Raw genomic sequence first — 15,120 nt, forward strand, 5'->3', positions numbered from 1 at the left:
CTCAATCCTGGCTATGGTGGTATTTTTACCCATAGCTTGAGAAAAGACGATCACAGCTTGCCTCTGAAGGCTCAAAAGAGCCTCCTGTGCTGCGTCACAAAATTCGCCTGCGCTTATATGAAATATCTAGTTGGGTAAAGCGTGTGCCCGGTTCAACCTGTACTCATTTAATTCGTTTCCGGCCAGCGTGAAATCGCGTGCCTCCGGCAGGCGGCTCAGGATGAAATGGGCGATGCGCCGGCGGCATATTTTTGCCAATAACACAATGTCGCTGGTATCGCAATTCATTGATAAGTGCTTTCAAATAAAGGCCTTATATATAGTGGCATATGACTTGCTGACAGAATTTTATACGCTTTACCTATATTTGGATATCGGAGAAGAAAAAGTCTCCTGACATGGAAAAGGCTACGGGAAATACGGAGAACCCGCACAGCAGGGATACAATGCGCGAAAAACGTGTAAAGGATTTAATGCTTGACCTGGGTACCCTTGAACATATCTCGCCGGAGACAAAAGTGGCGGAAGCGGTGAGGATGCTCAGAGAGAAATGGCAGAGTCTTTGCCCTGCCTTTCTGCTTGTGGTGGACGAGATACGCAATAAAGAAGAGATCCTTGGTGTGCTTTCAATGGATGATATTCTAAGTCATATGCAACCTTCTACGGAGCCTATGGAAGAGCTTCCGATTTTTTGGCAGGGTCAGTTCCATGAGGAATGTGAGGCAATATTAGAGAAGCAGGCCGGTGAAGTTATGTTGCAGGTAACCCATGTGATTCATCAGAGCGGCACCCTCATGGAGGCTCTCCATCTCACGAATTCCGGAAAGGTCGATTGGCTTCCCGTGGTAGAGAAGGGAGAGGTCGTGGGTATACTTATTAAGGAGGATCTCTTTAAAGAGGTCGTGGCAATGGCCGAGAGATCCGGGTGACTTGGCAATGTTGCATCAATCACAGACATGGGTTGAGCATATCTGTTTGCCGGGTAACTTCCTGATCTATTCATATCAAAATCGGCAAAAAAATGTCAATATTTCTTTATTTGTTAGATTAACGGCATAAATATGCCGATCTTTGAAACCCGGCTTGCGGGAAACCAGAGAACAAATATTATAAAATCAAAGTGTTAACCACAATATAACAGCCATTTCATTTTGGCACATCACTTGCTGAACTAATAAATAATAATGATATAAATATCTTTGCCTTGCCAGGGCAGGACGTAACGGGTTCACCGAAATATTTACTTATTAATCATCGCACATGAGGAGGGAGCGTCAAGTGGAGAAAGAGTCAAAATCTGGAAAATCCGGACGACAAGACTTCCCCTGAGGTTAACGGTATGCCCTCTGCCAGCCGGTCTCCCCGCAAAAGAAGGCTCTTCTTTCATCCCTTTGCCCTTACCTTTATCATTATGTTCGGCCTCTGGGTCGTGCTCTCGGGCCGTTTTGACTCTTTTCATCTCAGTCTCGGGCTCATCTCCTCTGCCATCGTGGCTTACCTTTCGTCCGACCTGTTGAGTCCTTCCGTGAGGGGTCTTTTGATTCTGCTGACCCGATGGATACCTTATCTCCCGTGGCTGATGAAGGAGATAATCAAGGCGAACCTCCATGTTACATATCTGGTCTTCCATCCAAGGATGATGGAACTGATTGACCCGAGAATCATCAAGTTTCGAAGCAGGCTTAAGAGTGATCTGGCCCTGGTAACATTTGCGAACTCAATCACTCTCACCCCTGGCACCATTACCGTCTACATATCTCTTGATGGTGACTTCAAGGTACATGCCATCGACAAGGCGTCCGGTGAGCCCTTGCCTGGCGAGATGGAGGCCAGGATTGCCAGGGCATTTGGGGAAGACTGATGGATAGCATCTTTTTATATTCGGGTCTTTACCTGGCCTTTTTGATGCTCCTCACTCTGTACCGCGCTGTGGTTGGGCCCACGGTTGTGGACCGTATGATCGGCGTCAATGCCATTGGGAGCAAGACCGTCGTATTGCTGATCCTGATCGGCCTTATCTATCATAGGGTGGATATGTTCGTCGACATTGCCCTGGCTTATGCGATGTTGAACTTTATTGCGGTGCTGGCGGCCTCAAGATACTTTCAAAAGCGCAAGGGATTGTATGACGAGTCCCCATATGGGTAGGGGACAGACCTGGGAGATTCTAAATAAATGGATATAATGGATATTATTGTATGTCTGCTTCTGTTTACCGGCCTGTTTTTCTTTACCGGCGGCGCGGTGGGAATTCTGCGCTTTCCTGATTTCTATTCCCGGCTCCATCCGGCAGGAAAGCTCGACACCCTCGGCTCCTTTCTGGCCATGATAGCCCTTGCCCTGTTTAACCTGCACCATTTTTCTCTGGGCACCTTGCTGACCGGTCTCAAGATTATGTTGATCCTGGTCTTTGTCTTTCTGGCCAGTCCCACGGCGACCCATGCCATTGTCGATGCTGGCGTGAGGGCCGGTCTGGCCCCATGGACAAAAGGGGAGAAAAGGAGATAGCCGATGCCCTGGCAGCTGGATTTGGCAATTCTTACGCTGGTCGTCATAGTCGGCATCGGCGCCATCACGGTGAAGGATCTGCTGGGGGCCGCTATCATGTTCGGTGCATACAGCTTTATGATGTGTCTCCTGTGGTCCATCATGGGGGCGGTTGATGTGGCCTTTACCGAGGCCTCGGTGGGGGCCGGGGTGAGCACCGTCTTTTTCGTCGCGGCGGTGTTCCGTACCACAAGGAGGACAAAGGATTGAAGATTACAGGATTGATTATAGCAGTCCTGGCAGGTGCACTGTTGATGTACGCCACAGTTGACTTCCCTCCGTTTGGTGACCCTTATTCTCCTGCCAGTATGCATGTTTCTCCCCGGTATATTGAAAAGACAATGGAGGAAACCGATGTCCCCAACATGGTGACCTCTGTCCTGGCCGACTATCGTGGTTATGACACCATGTATGAAACCACGGTGATTTTTTCAGCCGGTGTCGCCTGCTTTTTCCTTCTGCGGATCTTCCGGCGAAAGGAGCCTGGGGAAAGGCTCTACCGGCATGTGCTTACCGGCGTGACTATCCACGTGAAGAAAGGCGCGAAGCTGCCGCCCTCTGACGACTTCGAAAGGATCGACACCGCGTGGATCCCACACGACCTGATCATCGAGACAGGGTGTAGATTACTGATCCCCTTTATCCAGCTCTTCGCCCTATATGTGATCGCCCATGGACACCACAGCCCTGGCGGCGGATTTCAGGGCGGCGTCATGCTCGGAGCCAGTGTCATTTTGCTGGCCATATCGCAGGACCTCAGAACGGCGGTAAGACGTTTCTCTGAAAAGGTAGACGCGCTACTGTGTGCTATGGGCGTCTTTATCTATGCCGGCACCGGGGCATTGTGTCTGCTGTTGGGTGCCAATTTCCTGGATTACAGCGCCCTTGCTCCATTGCTGCATACCGATCCGGTCATGGCGCGGTCTCATGGCATCTTTATTGTGGAGATCGGTGTGGGAATCGCCGTCATGGCCACCATGATCTGGATCTATTGCAACGTCTCATCAAAGGGCGAATATGAGGAGGGGTTATAAGTGATGGGTGATTTAGTTCAGGTGGTCATCGCAAAGTACAACTACTGGATCTATATTACCCTCATGATGATCGGCCTGTATGCCATGATCGCCAAGAACAACCTGATCAAGAAGATCGTGGGCATGAACATCTTCCAGACGGCCATTATCCTGTTTTACATATCTATAGGCATGAAAAAAGGGGGCACCCTGCCGATAGTAGAGCACGGTCATGGAGCACACCACCACGCGGTCCATGCCGCTGACTATATAAACCCGTTGCCTCACGTCCTGATGCTGACCGCCATCGTTGTGTCCGTGGCCACCCTCGGAGTGGCCCTTGCCCTGGGTGTCAAAGTCTATAACCGGTATAATACCCTGGAAGAAGATGAAATCCTGGCACAGATAAGGAAAAAATGAGCCAAGACTATCCTGCACTCCTTGTCATAGTTCCGCTTCTTTCGGCCTTTATTATCAGTGCCGCCGGATGGGTCAATAAGAGACTCTGCTTTCCCCTTTCGGTTGCTGCCCTGAGTGTGTCGGCCTATTCGTGCATCGGCTTGCTGCTCCGGGTATTGAATGAGGGGGTGGTCCATTACCGGTTGGGTGGATGGCCGCCGCCATGGGGCATCGCCTATTATGTGGATTACTTAAACGGGCTGGTTCTATGCGTGGTGTCCGTGGCAGCCCTCATTAATTTGATAGCCACAAAGAAAAGCATCGAGCAGGAGTTCCCGGAAAAAACCGGGCCATTCTATACATTATATGTCCTCTTTGTTACAGGGATGCTGGGTATCACGGTAACCGGCGATGCCTTTAATCTCTATGTCTTGCTGGAGATAGGATCCATTACGGGCTACGCCCTCCTTGCCATGGGCGACGAGGACCGTGCCCCCCTGGCGAGCCTCAATTATCTGTATATGGGTACCATCGGGGCCTGCTTTTATCTCCTCGGTGTGGGGTACCTGTATATCGTCACCGGTTCACTGAATATGGTGGATATTGCCCATATCCTGCCCGGCCTCTACCAGTCCAAGGCGGTTACGGCCGCCTTTATCATCTGCATGGTGGGCGTGTGGATCAAGATGGCCTTTTTCCCGCTGCATGCCTGGCTGCCCAATGCCTATACATTTGCTCCCTCTGCGGCCAGCAGCTTGATTGCCCCGTTAATGACCAAGGTGATGATCTACGTGATGATTCGCCTCATCCTGACTGTCTTTACCCCTGCGTTTGCCTTTACTACCCTGGCCGTAAGTCACTACATCGTCTGGCTTGCCTGTATCGCCATTGTAATGGGCGCCATCCTTGCCCTGGCACAGCATGACTTAAAGAAGATGTTGACCTACATCATTGTGGCAGAGGTGGGATATATGGTTGGCGGTGCATGGCTCGGAAACCGTGCCGGAATGACAGGGGCAGTCCTCCATATTGTAAACGACGCCCTCATGACTCTCTGCGCCTTTCTCGTAGTGTGTAACATAGTTTACAAGGTAAGAGGATATGCCTTTGCAGACCTGAAAGGGTTGTTTGCCAAAATGCCCTTTACCATGGGTGCCTTTGTGATCGGGGCACTATCCATCATCGGGGTGCCTCCGACGTGCGGTTTTTTCAGCAAGTGGTATCTCATCCTGGGGGCCATCCAGGCGCACCATTACGATTTTATGGTCGCACTGCTCTTCAGCAGTCTGATCAATGTGGTGCTCTTTTTCAGGGTCTTTGAGATCGGCTTTTATGAGCCCTTCAGCGACCATGAGGGGCACGAACATCATTCGGCGGTGATGGCCGAGGCCCCGCTCAGCATGCTGATCCCCCTTTATATAGTTACTGCAGGCCTGATCCTGGTCGGTCTCTACACCGGTGACATCGTAAACCACATAATCCGGTTTGTCATACCAGAGGGCTTTATATGACGGTTTATATGACGGAGATAAAATAGGGATCGAATGGAAACGATTACGTCAATAAGGCCCCTGCTTGCCGTTCTGGTCTCTCTCCTGATTACTCCCTTGCTGGTGGTCTCGGGAAGGAAGCCGAATGTCCGTGAGGCATGGACCTTTGTGGCGGCCGTTGCAAAGTTTCTGATCGTCCTGTCCATGTTACCGGCGGTCCTGCACGGGACCGAGATCGTATATACGGTAGTTCAGTTCATGCCGGGGGCGGCGATCAAGTTCAGGGTTGATGCCCTGGGAATGCTCTTTGCGCTCGTGTCTTCGTCCCTGTGGATCATCACGTCTGCATACTCGATCGGTTATATGAGAGGGCTGAAAGAGCACGGGCAGACCCGGTATTTCTGCTACTTTGCCATCTGTCTTTCAGCAACCATTGGTGCGGCCTTCTCAGCGAATCTCTTGACCCTGTATCTCTTCTACGAGATACTCTCCCTTGCCACCTATCCACTGGTCACACACCATCAGGATATGGAGGCGCGAAGCTCAGGCAGAAAATATCTCCTTTATGTCGTAGGCGCGTCCATCGGCCTCGTGCTGCCGGCCATGCTTATATGTTATGACCTGGCAGGCACCCTCGAGTTCAGCAGACACGGCATCTTGGCAGGGACCGCCGCATCCCGCCCCATGCTCTTTGCCTTGTTGTTCATGTTTGTCTTCGGGTTCGCCAAGGCGGCTATTATGCCCATGCACTCATGGCTTCCGGCGGCCATGGTGGCACCTACGCCGGTCAGCGCCCTGCTGCATGCGGTGGCGGTTGTGAAGGTGGGTGTCTTCAGCATCGTTCGTATCTTGACCGGTGTCTTTGGGATTCAACTCTTATCCTTTTTCCATTTCGGGACGGCAGTATGTTATGTCGCCGCATTCACCATTCTGGTCGGCTCATTCATTGCCCTTTCCCAGGACGGCCTGAAGCGGCGTCTTGCCTTTTCAACGATCAGCCAGCTCTCTTATATCGTGCTTGGGGTAGCACTCCTTTCCCCGAAGGGGATGATCGGCGGCATGCTCCATATCGCCATGCACGCCTTTGGGAAGATCACCTTATTTTTTTGTGCCGGGGCAATCTTCGTGGCCACAGGCAGGAAGAACATCAGCGAGATGGTCGGGATCGGCAGGCGGATGCCGGTGACCATGGCGGCCTTTTTTATCGCATCATTGAGTATCATCGGAGTCCCGCCCTGCGGCGGGTTCATAAGTAAATGGTATCTCGCGTTAGGAGCCCTTCAGGCCCACCAGATAGGCTTTCTGATAGTCTTGCTCTTTAGTTCCTTTCTGAATGCCTGCTACTTTATACCCATTACCTATACGGCATTCTTCTGCAGGCCGGAAGAGGCCATGTTTGAAAACAAGGTGCAAGAGGCCCCTCTTTTCTGTGTGGTCCCCTTGGTTATTACAGCGATAATTTCCGTGATTCTGCTTTTTTATCCACAACCTTTTTTCAGGTTGGCCAGTATGATGGTAGAAAATATAACAGGGATGTAAGCCATGGGCGAGGAAAGAAGTGATGAAATAGAAGGGAAGATGGAACTCAGTCACGAGCCCATTCCCCCGTATAGGACTGTTTTTTTCATAGTGACTATAATAGCTACGTTATACCTGGGTCTTATTTTCGTGAGTACTTTTTAAGACTTGAGGAAATTGCCATGAAAGAAGAGACAGGCGAAGAAAAAAAGTATTTCTTTGACAGGCCGAGAAACTTTAAAACAGTTTTTGGGTGCTTTTTATCTGTGCTGACCGGTCTGCTTGTCGCTGAATTCTTTATCCACAAACATGCCCATTTTTCTTGGGAAGAGTGGCCGGAGTTTTATGCCGTCTTTGGATTTGTAGTCCTGGTATTGATCGTACTTGCCGCAAAATACATCCTGCGGCCGATAGTGGAAAGACGAGAGGATTATTATGATTAGCACGGTCCCGCCAGCAGTCATATTTATCACTGGGGGATTATTGGTTCCCTTTATCAAGGGAAAATGGAAAAGTGCCTTCTTGCTGCTCATCCCTGTGGTCGGCTTCATAAACCTGATCAGTATCCCTGAGGGGACCCACTGGGTCTTCCGGTTTCTCGGTTATGACCTTGTCTTCGGCAAAATGGACAGGCTGAGCCTCCTTTTTGGCTATATTTACCATATAATAACTTTTATTGCCCTGCTGTATTCCCTTCACGTAAAGGACAATCTCCAGCATCTGGCCGGGCTGATTTACTCCGGCAGCGCTCTCGGGGTCGTCTTTGCAGGAGATCTGCTGTCTTTGTTTATCTTCTGGGAATTGCTCACCATCAGCTCTGTTATGTTGATCTGGAGCCGGAGGACAAGGGCATCGCTTTACGCCGGCTTCAGGTATTTTCTGGTTCATGCCGCCGGAGGTCTGTGCCTTTTGGCAGGCATCGTGCTTTACGTGCAGGAGACGGGAAGTATTGAATTCGGACATATCGGATTACATAGCCTGGCCTCTTTATTGATATTTCTTGGCTTTGGCGTAAATTCCGCCTGGCCTATTCTCCATCCGTGGTTGCCGGATGCCTATCCGGAGGCCACTCCCACTGGAACGGTATTCCTGAGTGTGTATACGTCGAAGACCGCTGTCTATGTCCTGGCCAGGGGATTTGCGGGTACAGAGATCTTGATCTGGATCGGGGCAATTATGACGGTGTTTCCCGTCTTCTTTGCGGTCATTGAAAATAACTTAAGAAGAGTCCTGAGCTACAGCCTGATCAATCAGGTGGGCTATATGGTGTGCGGCGTTGGCATAGGAACGCAGTTGGCCATTAATGGCGCAATTTCCCATGTCTTTGCCCATATCATTTACAAGGCCCTCCTTTTTATGTCTATGGGAGCTGTCCTGCATCGCACGGGAAAGATTAATTGCACGGCCCTGGGGGGACTTTACAGGACAATGCCTTTTACTGCTATATGTTGCATAATTGCGGCTGCATCAATCTCCGGCTTTCCGTTTACGAGCGGGTTTGTCACTAAATCCATGACGATAACCGCGGCTGCTGCCAATAATAATTTGACGATCATTTGGTTCCTTTTGATGATTGCCTCAGTCGGAGTGCTGGAACATGCAGGTATCAAGGTGCCTTATTTCGCGTTTTTTGGTCATGACTCGGGCCTGCGTCCGAAAGAAGCCCCTCTGAATATGTGTCTTGCCATGGGTATTTCGGCCTTCCTGTGTATTGCCATAGGTCTGTTCCCCGGTTATTTATATAAGCTGCTTCCTTACCCGGTCGATTTTGTTCCGTACACAGCCTCCCATGTAGTCGGTATGGCCCAGCTCCTTTTGTTTGCTACCCTGGCCTTTGTGTTTTTAGTACTTTCCGGTGTCTATCCGTCCGAGAAAAGGTGCGTCAACCTCGATGTCGATTGGTTCTACCGCAAGGGTGGCCGGCTCTTTTACTCTATCATGGACAAGGGCCTGAACGGTATAAACGCCGCATCAGAAAAGATCTTTGTGGGTGGCCTGGCCGGTTATCTTGGCCGCATCTCAAGGGATGCTCCGACAAGGGCTGCGCTCTCGGTGATGGTGCCCATATGGGTGATAAGCGGTACAACAGGAGAAAAACTGGCCTGCAAAAAGGCCGGTCTCCGCGCAGCATTAGAGACAGGCAGCTCCCCCATCGGGGTAAGCGCTGCCATAGCCACCATTTTTCTTGTAGTCATATTTCTCTTAATGTGATATAGACGGAAAGGGAGATATAAATGGTTTCCATAGAAGACTTGAGAAGGGTCGTATTGTTTGGAGGTCTGACGGACCAGATGCTTGAGGAATTGGCTCCGATGGTTCAAACGGAGTCTATCGGGGAACGACAGGTCATTTACGAACCAGGCAGCAAGGCGGACCATTTTTACTCACTCAAACGCGGCAAGGTGTTGCTCGAGGCAGAGCTTGCCCCGACCCTTATTATCTCTCTCAGTGCCATAAAGCCGGGGTATTCTTTTGGCTGGTCCGCCCTTCTTCCATCGGCGACTCACACATCTTATGCCGCGTCTGTCGAGCCCTCTGAAATATTGGTTATCCCCGGGGCCGGTTTTCTGGCCGTCCTCGATAAGGACCAGGCTATGGGATATGCTGTTATGCAGAAAATAGTACAAATACTGGAAAACCGCCTGGAACATCGCACCGCCCAGTTCCTGAGGGTCATAAGCAAGCATCCTGAGATAGGAGCACTTTTGGGCATGTAGGATGCATCTCAGCGGGCCTTTCCTCATCATCAAGAATTGTGCTGGACCTTGACACGATCAGCAGCAAGATGGTATGTAACTTCTCAATAAGTCAGGGTTTATATGTATTTGCTGGTGAATATTCGGTGAACCCGTGGTCCACTTGGAAATTGACATCCGTGCCCTGCCGCAGGAGCGGTTTGCCTTTTGCAGGGTTTCAACCGCGGGCCGGATTGCATTGCCTCTCCGGTCTGCGATGAGTGAGCTTTGAAACCCGGAAAAAGGTAACCGCTCCAAGGCAGGATATAACGGGTTCACCGGATATTTACATTTGCTGGACCATGGTTCGATGAACAGTCTGTGTGTGTCGGTTATCATCGAAGGAAGATAAGGAGGGGAAAATGTCCAAGAAGATCTTAATCGTCGATGATGAGCCTGACATTATTACGTTTGTTGGTGCGGTTCTTGAGGAGAACGGCTACACAAGTATCAGTGCAAAGAACGGGGTTGAGGGCCTGGAGTTACTGCGAACGGAAAAACCGGATCTGGTACTCCTCGATTTGATGATGCCGAAGAAAAGCGGCATCACCATGTTCCAGGAATTGAGAAGTGATCCGGACATGAGCCATACTCCCGTAGTGGTGGTAACAGGTGTCTCTGAAGTAACAGGTGTTGATTTCAGAGATTTCATGTACAAGAAGCCGATGGCCGATGAGGAAAAGTTTGTGGAGACCACTGGGTTAACAAAGTATACTGTACCTGATGGTTATATTGAAAAACCGATTGACCCGGATGAGTTAATTAAGGCCATTAAGAATGCCTTAAAAGAATAAAACGGTTGTCCTGATCTTCCCTGTTAGCCTTATCATTTTTCGACACCGCCTGTTTTCAGGGGGCCGAACCATACTTTTTAATAATGGAATCAATCTTTTCCCTGGCACTGTCGCTAAGATCTTTGAATTTTACTCCCATGCCCCGCCTCTGGTCAGTGGACGTGAGTTTGGTCCGGCTCCACATCACCTCGGCCTTCACCCGGATGGGATAATTATGCCCTGGCAGAAGAAACTCCAGGATCAACTGGGTCCCCGGTTCAAAAGGATTCATAGTTGCTATGAACATTCCTCCTGTACTCAGATCATCAGCGAAGTCCCTGAGAAAGTTATCTACAGAATGATAATTTACTTGTATAGCTATTGGTGCTCTGGGTGTCTTTCTACGTTTGCTCATACAGTTTCTCCGGTAAGCCTTGCAGTAATCCCGCAGTCGGGTTATATATCCTCCACCATAAGAGAGAGGTTCTGAAAATGTCTAAGGTATGTGAAATATGTGGTAAACGCCCGGTCACCGGTTGCAACGTAAGTCATGCAAATAATCATACCCGTAGGCGCTGGCTGCCAAATCTGCAAAGGGTCAGGGCGGTTGTTAACGGGCAAATAAAACGCATTCGTGTCTGCACCCATTGTATTCGCTCCGGCAGAGTAATAAAACCCTCATAAGCCCCGATTTATCTTTAATCTCTTTCCTCTATATTATCGTATAAAAAGCAGAGATCCTAAAATCGAGCCCCCTTATCCTGGAGAAGTGCGCTCAGCAAGCTTTACACCCTCAAGCTTCCTTATGCTTGAGAGGATTTTCCTCAGTTGCATCCGGTTTTTCACCGCAATGACAAAGTCAAGAACGGCAGCATAATCCGGAGTCGTGGCAACCTTTGCCTCCAGGATATTTGCCTCTCCGGCACTTATTGCATTACTGACTGCGGCCAGCATGCCTTTTTGGTCGACCGTACTGACCCGGATCCCGGCAGGATAAGTGGCTCCATCAGCATATGCCCATGTAATCTCTACACGCCTGTCTGAATCCAGGTTACGGATATTAGAGCAATTTTCTCTATGGACTGTAACTCCTCTTCCCCTTGTTATATAGCCGACAACCTCGTCTCCCGGAACCGGTGTGCAGCATTTGCCCAGGTGGATCATGATATCATCAAGACCATGAATCAGGATGCCCTGCGGCTCTGTCTTGTCGGTAAATTTCTTTACCCTTGATTCCTTTTCTTCCGGTTTATATTCTTCAGGTTGTCCTGCCCGCAGCTTTCTGATTATCTGAGAAGGGGCAATCTTGCCGTATCCGGCTGCAATAAACATATCCTCCGGGGTCTTGAAAGACAGCGCCTTGGCAACTTCAGCACTTTTGGTCTTTATAAAATCGCTGAAGTCCAACCCGTGCCTCTTGAATTCCCTGGCACAAAGGTCCCTTCCCAGGGCAAGGCTCTTTCCCTTTTCTTCTGTTTTTATCCACTGGCGGATCTTTGCCCGGGCCCTGCTGGTCTTGGCAAACTTAAGCCAATCCCTGTTGGGGAAGTGCTTATCGGATGTAATTATCTCTACCATTTCCCCGTTATGGAATTGATATTTCAAGGGCACGATTCTGCCGTTTACCTTGGCCCCTGCACAATGGTTCCCTATCTCGGTATGGATTGCATAGGCAAAGTCTATCGGAGTGGCTCCCCGGGGAAACTCCTTAACCTCTCCTTTTGGAGTGAACACATATACTTCGTTGGGAAAGAGATCCATCTTCACCGACTCAATGAATTCCCTTGGATCATCCAGCTCCTTCTGCCACTCTATGAGCTGAAAAAGCCAGTCGAACTGGCGTGCCTTTTCCTTGCTGACTATTGTCCCCTCTTTATACAGCCAGTGGGCGGCAATGCCTTCATTCGCCACAATGTCCATCTCCTCGGTGCGGATCTGGATCTCCATTCTCTCGCCATAGGGACCTATAACAGTGGTGTGGAGGGATTGATACATGTTGGTCTTTGGAAGACTGATGTAATCTTTGAAACGTCCCGGAATCGGTTTCCAGAGCGAATGAACGATTCCAAGGGCCTCATAGCACTCCTTGGCACTTTTCATAATGATCCTGAAGGCTATCAGATCATAGATCTCTTCAAGGGGTATTTTTCTTGTACGCATCTTCCGGAAGATACTATAGAGGTGTTTGGGTCTTCCGAGTACCTTGCATGAAAGACCGAAATCAGCCATCTTCCCGGCTATGAGATCCTTGACTTCATCCACATAGGCCTTTCTCCTGCTCAGGCGGGCCTCTACTTCTTTTTGGAGCCTTTGGTATTCTTCAGGATAGATATTCAGAAAGGCCAGATCCTCAAGTTCGCTTTTGATCCAGCCGATCCCGAGACGACCTGCCAGGGGGGCATAGATATCCAGGGTCTCCCTGGCGATCTTGACTCTTTTATGCTCCTTCTGATACTCCAGGGTGCGCATGTTATGGAGCCTGTCGGCAAGCTTTACCAGCAGGACCCGGATGTCCTTTGAAATGGCAAGGATCATCTTGCGGGTGTTTTCCGCCTGCTTTTGGATCTGGCTCTCGAACCGGATTTTGCTGAGCTTTGTAACCCCATCCACGATCTGGGCCACGTCTTTGCCGAACATCTCCTCCAGTTCCTCAAAAGAGGTAAGGGTATCTTCTAATGTGTCATGCAGGAGACCGGCTGCTATGCTGGCCAGGTCCAGATGCAAGCGTGTCAGAATATAGGCCGTTGCCAGCGGATGCGAGAGATAGGGTTCGCCGGAAAGCCTTGTCTGCCCGGCATGGACCTTGGCGGAATATACATAGGCCTTTTCTACCAGACTGGTGTCTGCATCCGGGAGGTAGGAATGGATCCCGTCAAGTATGTCGTTGAGACGGATCACTTGAGTAATTCAACAGCCCTTTTCACGGCTTCGTTCTTTTTTACTGAGATAGTCTCACCTGTGGCGCGACCCCTGATTTCCACCTCATCTTTTTCTTTAAATCGCTTGCCCACAACAATTCTCAACGGAATCCCCAACAGGTCAGCATCCTTGAACTTCACACCGGGACGCTCCCTGCGGTCATCAAGCAGGACCTCCAGACCCTGGGCCATCAATCCGTTGTAGAGTTTTTCGGCAGCCTCTGACATCACAGTATCTCTGGTATCTAGCAGGGAGATTATTACCTCAAAGGGGGCAAGCGGTACTGGAAATATAATACCGTTTTCATCGTGATTCTGCTCTATGGCCGCCGCCACGGTCCGTCCCACGCCGATACCGTAACATCCCATGACGGTGAGCCGTTTCTTTCCGTTGGCGTCCAGAAATGTGGCCCCCAGGGCCTCGCTGTATTTGGTCCCGAGCTTGAAAATGTGTCCGACCTCTATGCCGCGTTTAAGTTCTATCTTCCCCTTGCATCTGGGGCACGGGTCTCCTTCGCAAATAACCCTGATATCGGCAAGTTCCGGCATGGAAACGTCTCTGCCCCAGTTTACACCGGTAAAATGGGCATCAACTTCATTGCCGCCTGTTACGAAATTCCTGAGCAGGGAAACGTCTTGATCAGCCACTACCTTAAAGTTCTCGTGAAGGCCGACCGGTCCTGCAAACCCGGCAGGTGCCCCTGTAACCTTCTGGACCGTGACCTCGTCGGCAAAATCGAGACGCTCCGCTCCCAAGAGACGCTTCAGCTTCAGGTCGTTCAGCTCGTGATCGCCCCTTATGAGAGCCACAACGGGTTTATCATCAGCCATCACTATGAGGGTCTTGACAAGGCGGCCGGCAGGCACCCCAAGGAAATCCGTTACTTCCTCTATTGAGCGTTTTCCCGGTGTATGGACCTTCTTACACTCAGCAAGGGACTCATTCGTGATTTGGTGATCTGGTGAATGAATTACAGGAGCAAGTTCAACATTTGCCGCATAATCACAGGATGTGCAGCATGCTATCCGGTCTTCTCCCGAATCCGCCATGACCATGAATTCATGGGAGGCGTGCCCCCCGATGCTGCCGGTATCTGCCTCAACAGGCCTGAAATCAAGGCCGCAGCGCTCGAATATCCGGCAATAGACCCTGTACATAACCTGGTAGGTCTCCTCGAGGGCCTCGGCATCCACGTCAAAGCTGTAGGCGTCTTTCATAATGAACTCCCTGCCCCGCATGAGCCCGAAGCGGGGCCGGATCTCATCACGAAATTTTGTCTGGATCTGATACAGATTCAGCGGAAGATCCCGGTACGATCTGATCTCCTTTCGCACGATATCCGTGATTACCTCTTCATGGGTAGGACCGAGGCAACTGGCCCTGCCGTGCCTGTCTTCAAAACGCAGGAGTTCCTTTCCGTAGCGCTCCCACCTGCCGCTTTCCCGCCAGAGCTCTGAAGGCTGGACCATGGGCAGGAGTACTTCCTGGGCACCGGCACGGTTCATCTCCTCCCTGATTATCTTTTCTACCTTGCGAAGGGATCTCAGGCCCATGGGCAGATACGAATAGAGGCCGGAGGCCAGCTTCCGGATCATTCCGGCCCTCAGCATCAATTTGTGGGATATAACCTCTGCCTCTGCAGGAACCTCCTTTAAGGTAGGTAAAAAAAACCTGGAGTATCTCATTATCCTTTGCCCTAATTTTCGTAAATATCCGGTGAACCCGT

General features: G+C 50.4%; 17 protein-coding genes. 14 read left to right on the forward strand and 3 right to left on the reverse strand.

Annotated features, from left to right (window positions below; translation table 11 throughout):
* Positions 1-398 precede the first annotated feature (398 nt).
* From C4B57_00275 to C4B57_00335, 13 genes are all read left to right on the forward strand, one after another.
* A complete protein-coding gene (locus tag C4B57_00275; protein ID PXF55928.1) occupies positions 399-929 on the forward strand; it encodes a hypothetical protein in 531 nt (176 codons plus the stop codon).
* Positions 930-1,339: 410 nt separating this feature from the next.
* Positions 1,340-1,861, forward strand: a complete 522-nt coding sequence (locus C4B57_00280; GenBank protein PXF55929.1) for a protein MnhE — start codon at positions 1,340-1,342, stop codon at positions 1,859-1,861.
* The gene (locus C4B57_00285) at positions 1,861-2,148 is read left to right on the forward strand and encodes a pH regulation protein F (protein ID PXF55930.1); all 288 of its coding nucleotides are present in this window, start codon (positions 1,861-1,863) and stop codon (positions 2,146-2,148) included. Before C4B57_00280 ends, C4B57_00285 begins: the two co-directional genes overlap by 1 nt.
* Positions 2,149-2,184: 36 nt before the next feature.
* Complete coding sequence (locus C4B57_00290; GenBank protein PXF56140.1) at positions 2,185-2,508, forward strand: sodium:proton antiporter; 324 nt, start codon at positions 2,185-2,187, stop codon at positions 2,506-2,508.
* Between the two features lie 3 nt (positions 2,509-2,511).
* Positions 2,512-2,757, forward strand: coding sequence for a cation:proton antiporter (locus C4B57_00295; GenBank protein PXF55931.1), 246 nt, complete (start codon positions 2,512-2,514; stop codon positions 2,755-2,757).
* Positions 2,754-3,581, forward strand: a complete 828-nt coding sequence (locus C4B57_00300; protein PXF55932.1) for a sodium:proton antiporter — start codon at positions 2,754-2,756, stop codon at positions 3,579-3,581. The genes C4B57_00295 and C4B57_00300 overlap by 4 nt, the downstream gene beginning before the upstream one ends.
* A gap of 3 nt (positions 3,582-3,584) precedes the next feature.
* A complete protein-coding gene (locus C4B57_00305) occupies positions 3,585-3,980 on the forward strand; it encodes an NADH-quinone oxidoreductase subunit J (GenBank protein ID PXF56141.1) in 396 nt (131 codons plus the stop codon).
* On the forward strand, positions 3,977-5,470 hold the full coding sequence (locus C4B57_00310) for a proton-conducting membrane transporter (GenBank protein PXF55933.1): 1,494 nt from the start codon (positions 3,977-3,979) through the stop codon (positions 5,468-5,470). Before C4B57_00305 ends, C4B57_00310 begins: the two co-directional genes overlap by 4 nt.
* Before the next feature lie 33 nt (positions 5,471-5,503).
* A complete protein-coding gene (locus C4B57_00315) occupies positions 5,504-6,988 on the forward strand; it encodes a cation:proton antiporter (protein PXF55934.1) in 1,485 nt (494 codons plus the stop codon).
* 161 nt (positions 6,989-7,149) lie between these two features.
* Complete coding sequence (locus tag C4B57_00320) at positions 7,150-7,410, forward strand: hypothetical protein (protein PXF55935.1); 261 nt, start codon at positions 7,150-7,152, stop codon at positions 7,408-7,410.
* Positions 7,403-9,178, forward strand: coding sequence for a Na(+)/H(+) antiporter subunit D (locus C4B57_00325; protein ID PXF55936.1), 1,776 nt, complete (start codon positions 7,403-7,405; stop codon positions 9,176-9,178). The genes C4B57_00320 and C4B57_00325 overlap by 8 nt, the downstream gene beginning before the upstream one ends.
* 23 nt (positions 9,179-9,201) lie before the next feature.
* On the forward strand, positions 9,202-9,684 hold the full coding sequence (locus tag C4B57_00330) for a hypothetical protein (protein PXF55937.1): 483 nt from the start codon (positions 9,202-9,204) through the stop codon (positions 9,682-9,684).
* Between the two features lie 380 nt (positions 9,685-10,064).
* Positions 10,065-10,496: a response regulator gene (locus tag C4B57_00335; GenBank protein ID PXF55938.1), complete on the forward strand. Its 432-nt coding sequence runs from the start codon at positions 10,065-10,067 to the stop codon at positions 10,494-10,496.
* 55 nt (positions 10,497-10,551) lie between these two features.
* Here the strand turns inward: C4B57_00335 and C4B57_00340 are convergent, their stop codons facing one another.
* Positions 10,552-10,890 (reverse strand): hypothetical protein, encoded by a 339-nt coding sequence (locus tag C4B57_00340; GenBank protein PXF55939.1) that lies wholly within the window; start codon positions 10,888-10,890, stop codon positions 10,552-10,554.
* 77 nt (positions 10,891-10,967) lie between these two features.
* On the opposite strand from C4B57_00340, the gene rpmB reads away from it, so the two are divergent.
* The gene (gene rpmB, locus C4B57_00345) at positions 10,968-11,159 is read left to right on the forward strand and encodes a 50S ribosomal protein L28 (GenBank protein PXF55940.1); all 192 of its coding nucleotides are present in this window, start codon (positions 10,968-10,970) and stop codon (positions 11,157-11,159) included.
* 72 nt (positions 11,160-11,231) lie between these two features.
* Here the strand turns inward: rpmB and C4B57_00350 are convergent, their stop codons facing one another.
* Both C4B57_00350 and C4B57_00355 read right to left on the reverse strand, forming a co-directional pair.
* Positions 11,232-13,373: a GTP pyrophosphokinase gene (locus C4B57_00350; protein ID PXF55941.1), complete on the reverse strand. Its 2,142-nt coding sequence runs from the start codon at positions 13,371-13,373 to the stop codon at positions 11,232-11,234.
* Positions 13,370-15,079, reverse strand: coding sequence for a proline--tRNA ligase (locus C4B57_00355; protein PXF55942.1), 1,710 nt, complete (start codon positions 15,077-15,079; stop codon positions 13,370-13,372). The genes C4B57_00350 and C4B57_00355 overlap by 4 nt, the downstream gene beginning before the upstream one ends.
* Between the last annotated feature and the right edge of the window lie 41 nt (positions 15,080-15,120).

The organism is Deltaproteobacteria bacterium (genome assembly GCA_003194485.1).
Classification (GTDB): Bacteria; Desulfobacterota; Dissulfuribacteria; order Dissulfuribacterales; family UBA3076; genus UBA3076.

Excerpts from the sequence above, each read along its gene's own strand:
- C4B57_00275 (PXF55928.1), top strand. The coding sequence starts at position 399 with ATGGAAAAGGCTACGGGAAATACGGAGAACCCGCACAGCAGGGATACA.
- C4B57_00280 (PXF55929.1), top strand. The coding sequence starts at position 1,340 with ATGCCCTCTGCCAGCCGGTCTCCCCGCAAAAGAAGGCTCTTCTTTCAT.
- C4B57_00285 (PXF55930.1), top strand. The coding sequence starts at position 1,861 with ATGGATAGCATCTTTTTATATTCGGGTCTTTACCTGGCCTTTTTGATG.
- C4B57_00290 (PXF56140.1), top strand. The coding sequence starts at position 2,185 with ATGGATATTATTGTATGTCTGCTTCTGTTTACCGGCCTGTTTTTCTTT.
- C4B57_00295 (PXF55931.1), top strand. The coding sequence starts at position 2,512 with ATGCCCTGGCAGCTGGATTTGGCAATTCTTACGCTGGTCGTCATAGTC.
- C4B57_00305 (PXF56141.1), top strand. The coding sequence starts at position 3,585 with ATGGGTGATTTAGTTCAGGTGGTCATCGCAAAGTACAACTACTGGATC.
- C4B57_00310 (PXF55933.1), top strand. The coding sequence starts at position 3,977 with ATGAGCCAAGACTATCCTGCACTCCTTGTCATAGTTCCGCTTCTTTCG.
- C4B57_00315 (PXF55934.1), top strand. The coding sequence starts at position 5,504 with ATGGAAACGATTACGTCAATAAGGCCCCTGCTTGCCGTTCTGGTCTCT.
- C4B57_00320 (PXF55935.1), top strand. The coding sequence starts at position 7,150 with ATGAAAGAAGAGACAGGCGAAGAAAAAAAGTATTTCTTTGACAGGCCG.
- C4B57_00325 (PXF55936.1), top strand. The coding sequence starts at position 7,403 with ATGATTAGCACGGTCCCGCCAGCAGTCATATTTATCACTGGGGGATTA.
- C4B57_00330 (PXF55937.1), top strand. The coding sequence starts at position 9,202 with ATGGTTTCCATAGAAGACTTGAGAAGGGTCGTATTGTTTGGAGGTCTG.
- C4B57_00335 (PXF55938.1), top strand. The coding sequence starts at position 10,065 with ATGTCCAAGAAGATCTTAATCGTCGATGATGAGCCTGACATTATTACG.
- C4B57_00340 (PXF55939.1), bottom strand. The coding sequence starts at position 10,890 with ATGAGCAAACGTAGAAAGACACCCAGAGCACCAATAGCTATACAAGTA.
- rpmB (PXF55940.1), top strand. The coding sequence starts at position 10,968 with ATGTCTAAGGTATGTGAAATATGTGGTAAACGCCCGGTCACCGGTTGC.
- C4B57_00355 (PXF55942.1), bottom strand. The coding sequence starts at position 15,079 with ATGAGATACTCCAGGTTTTTTTTACCTACCTTAAAGGAGGTTCCTGCA.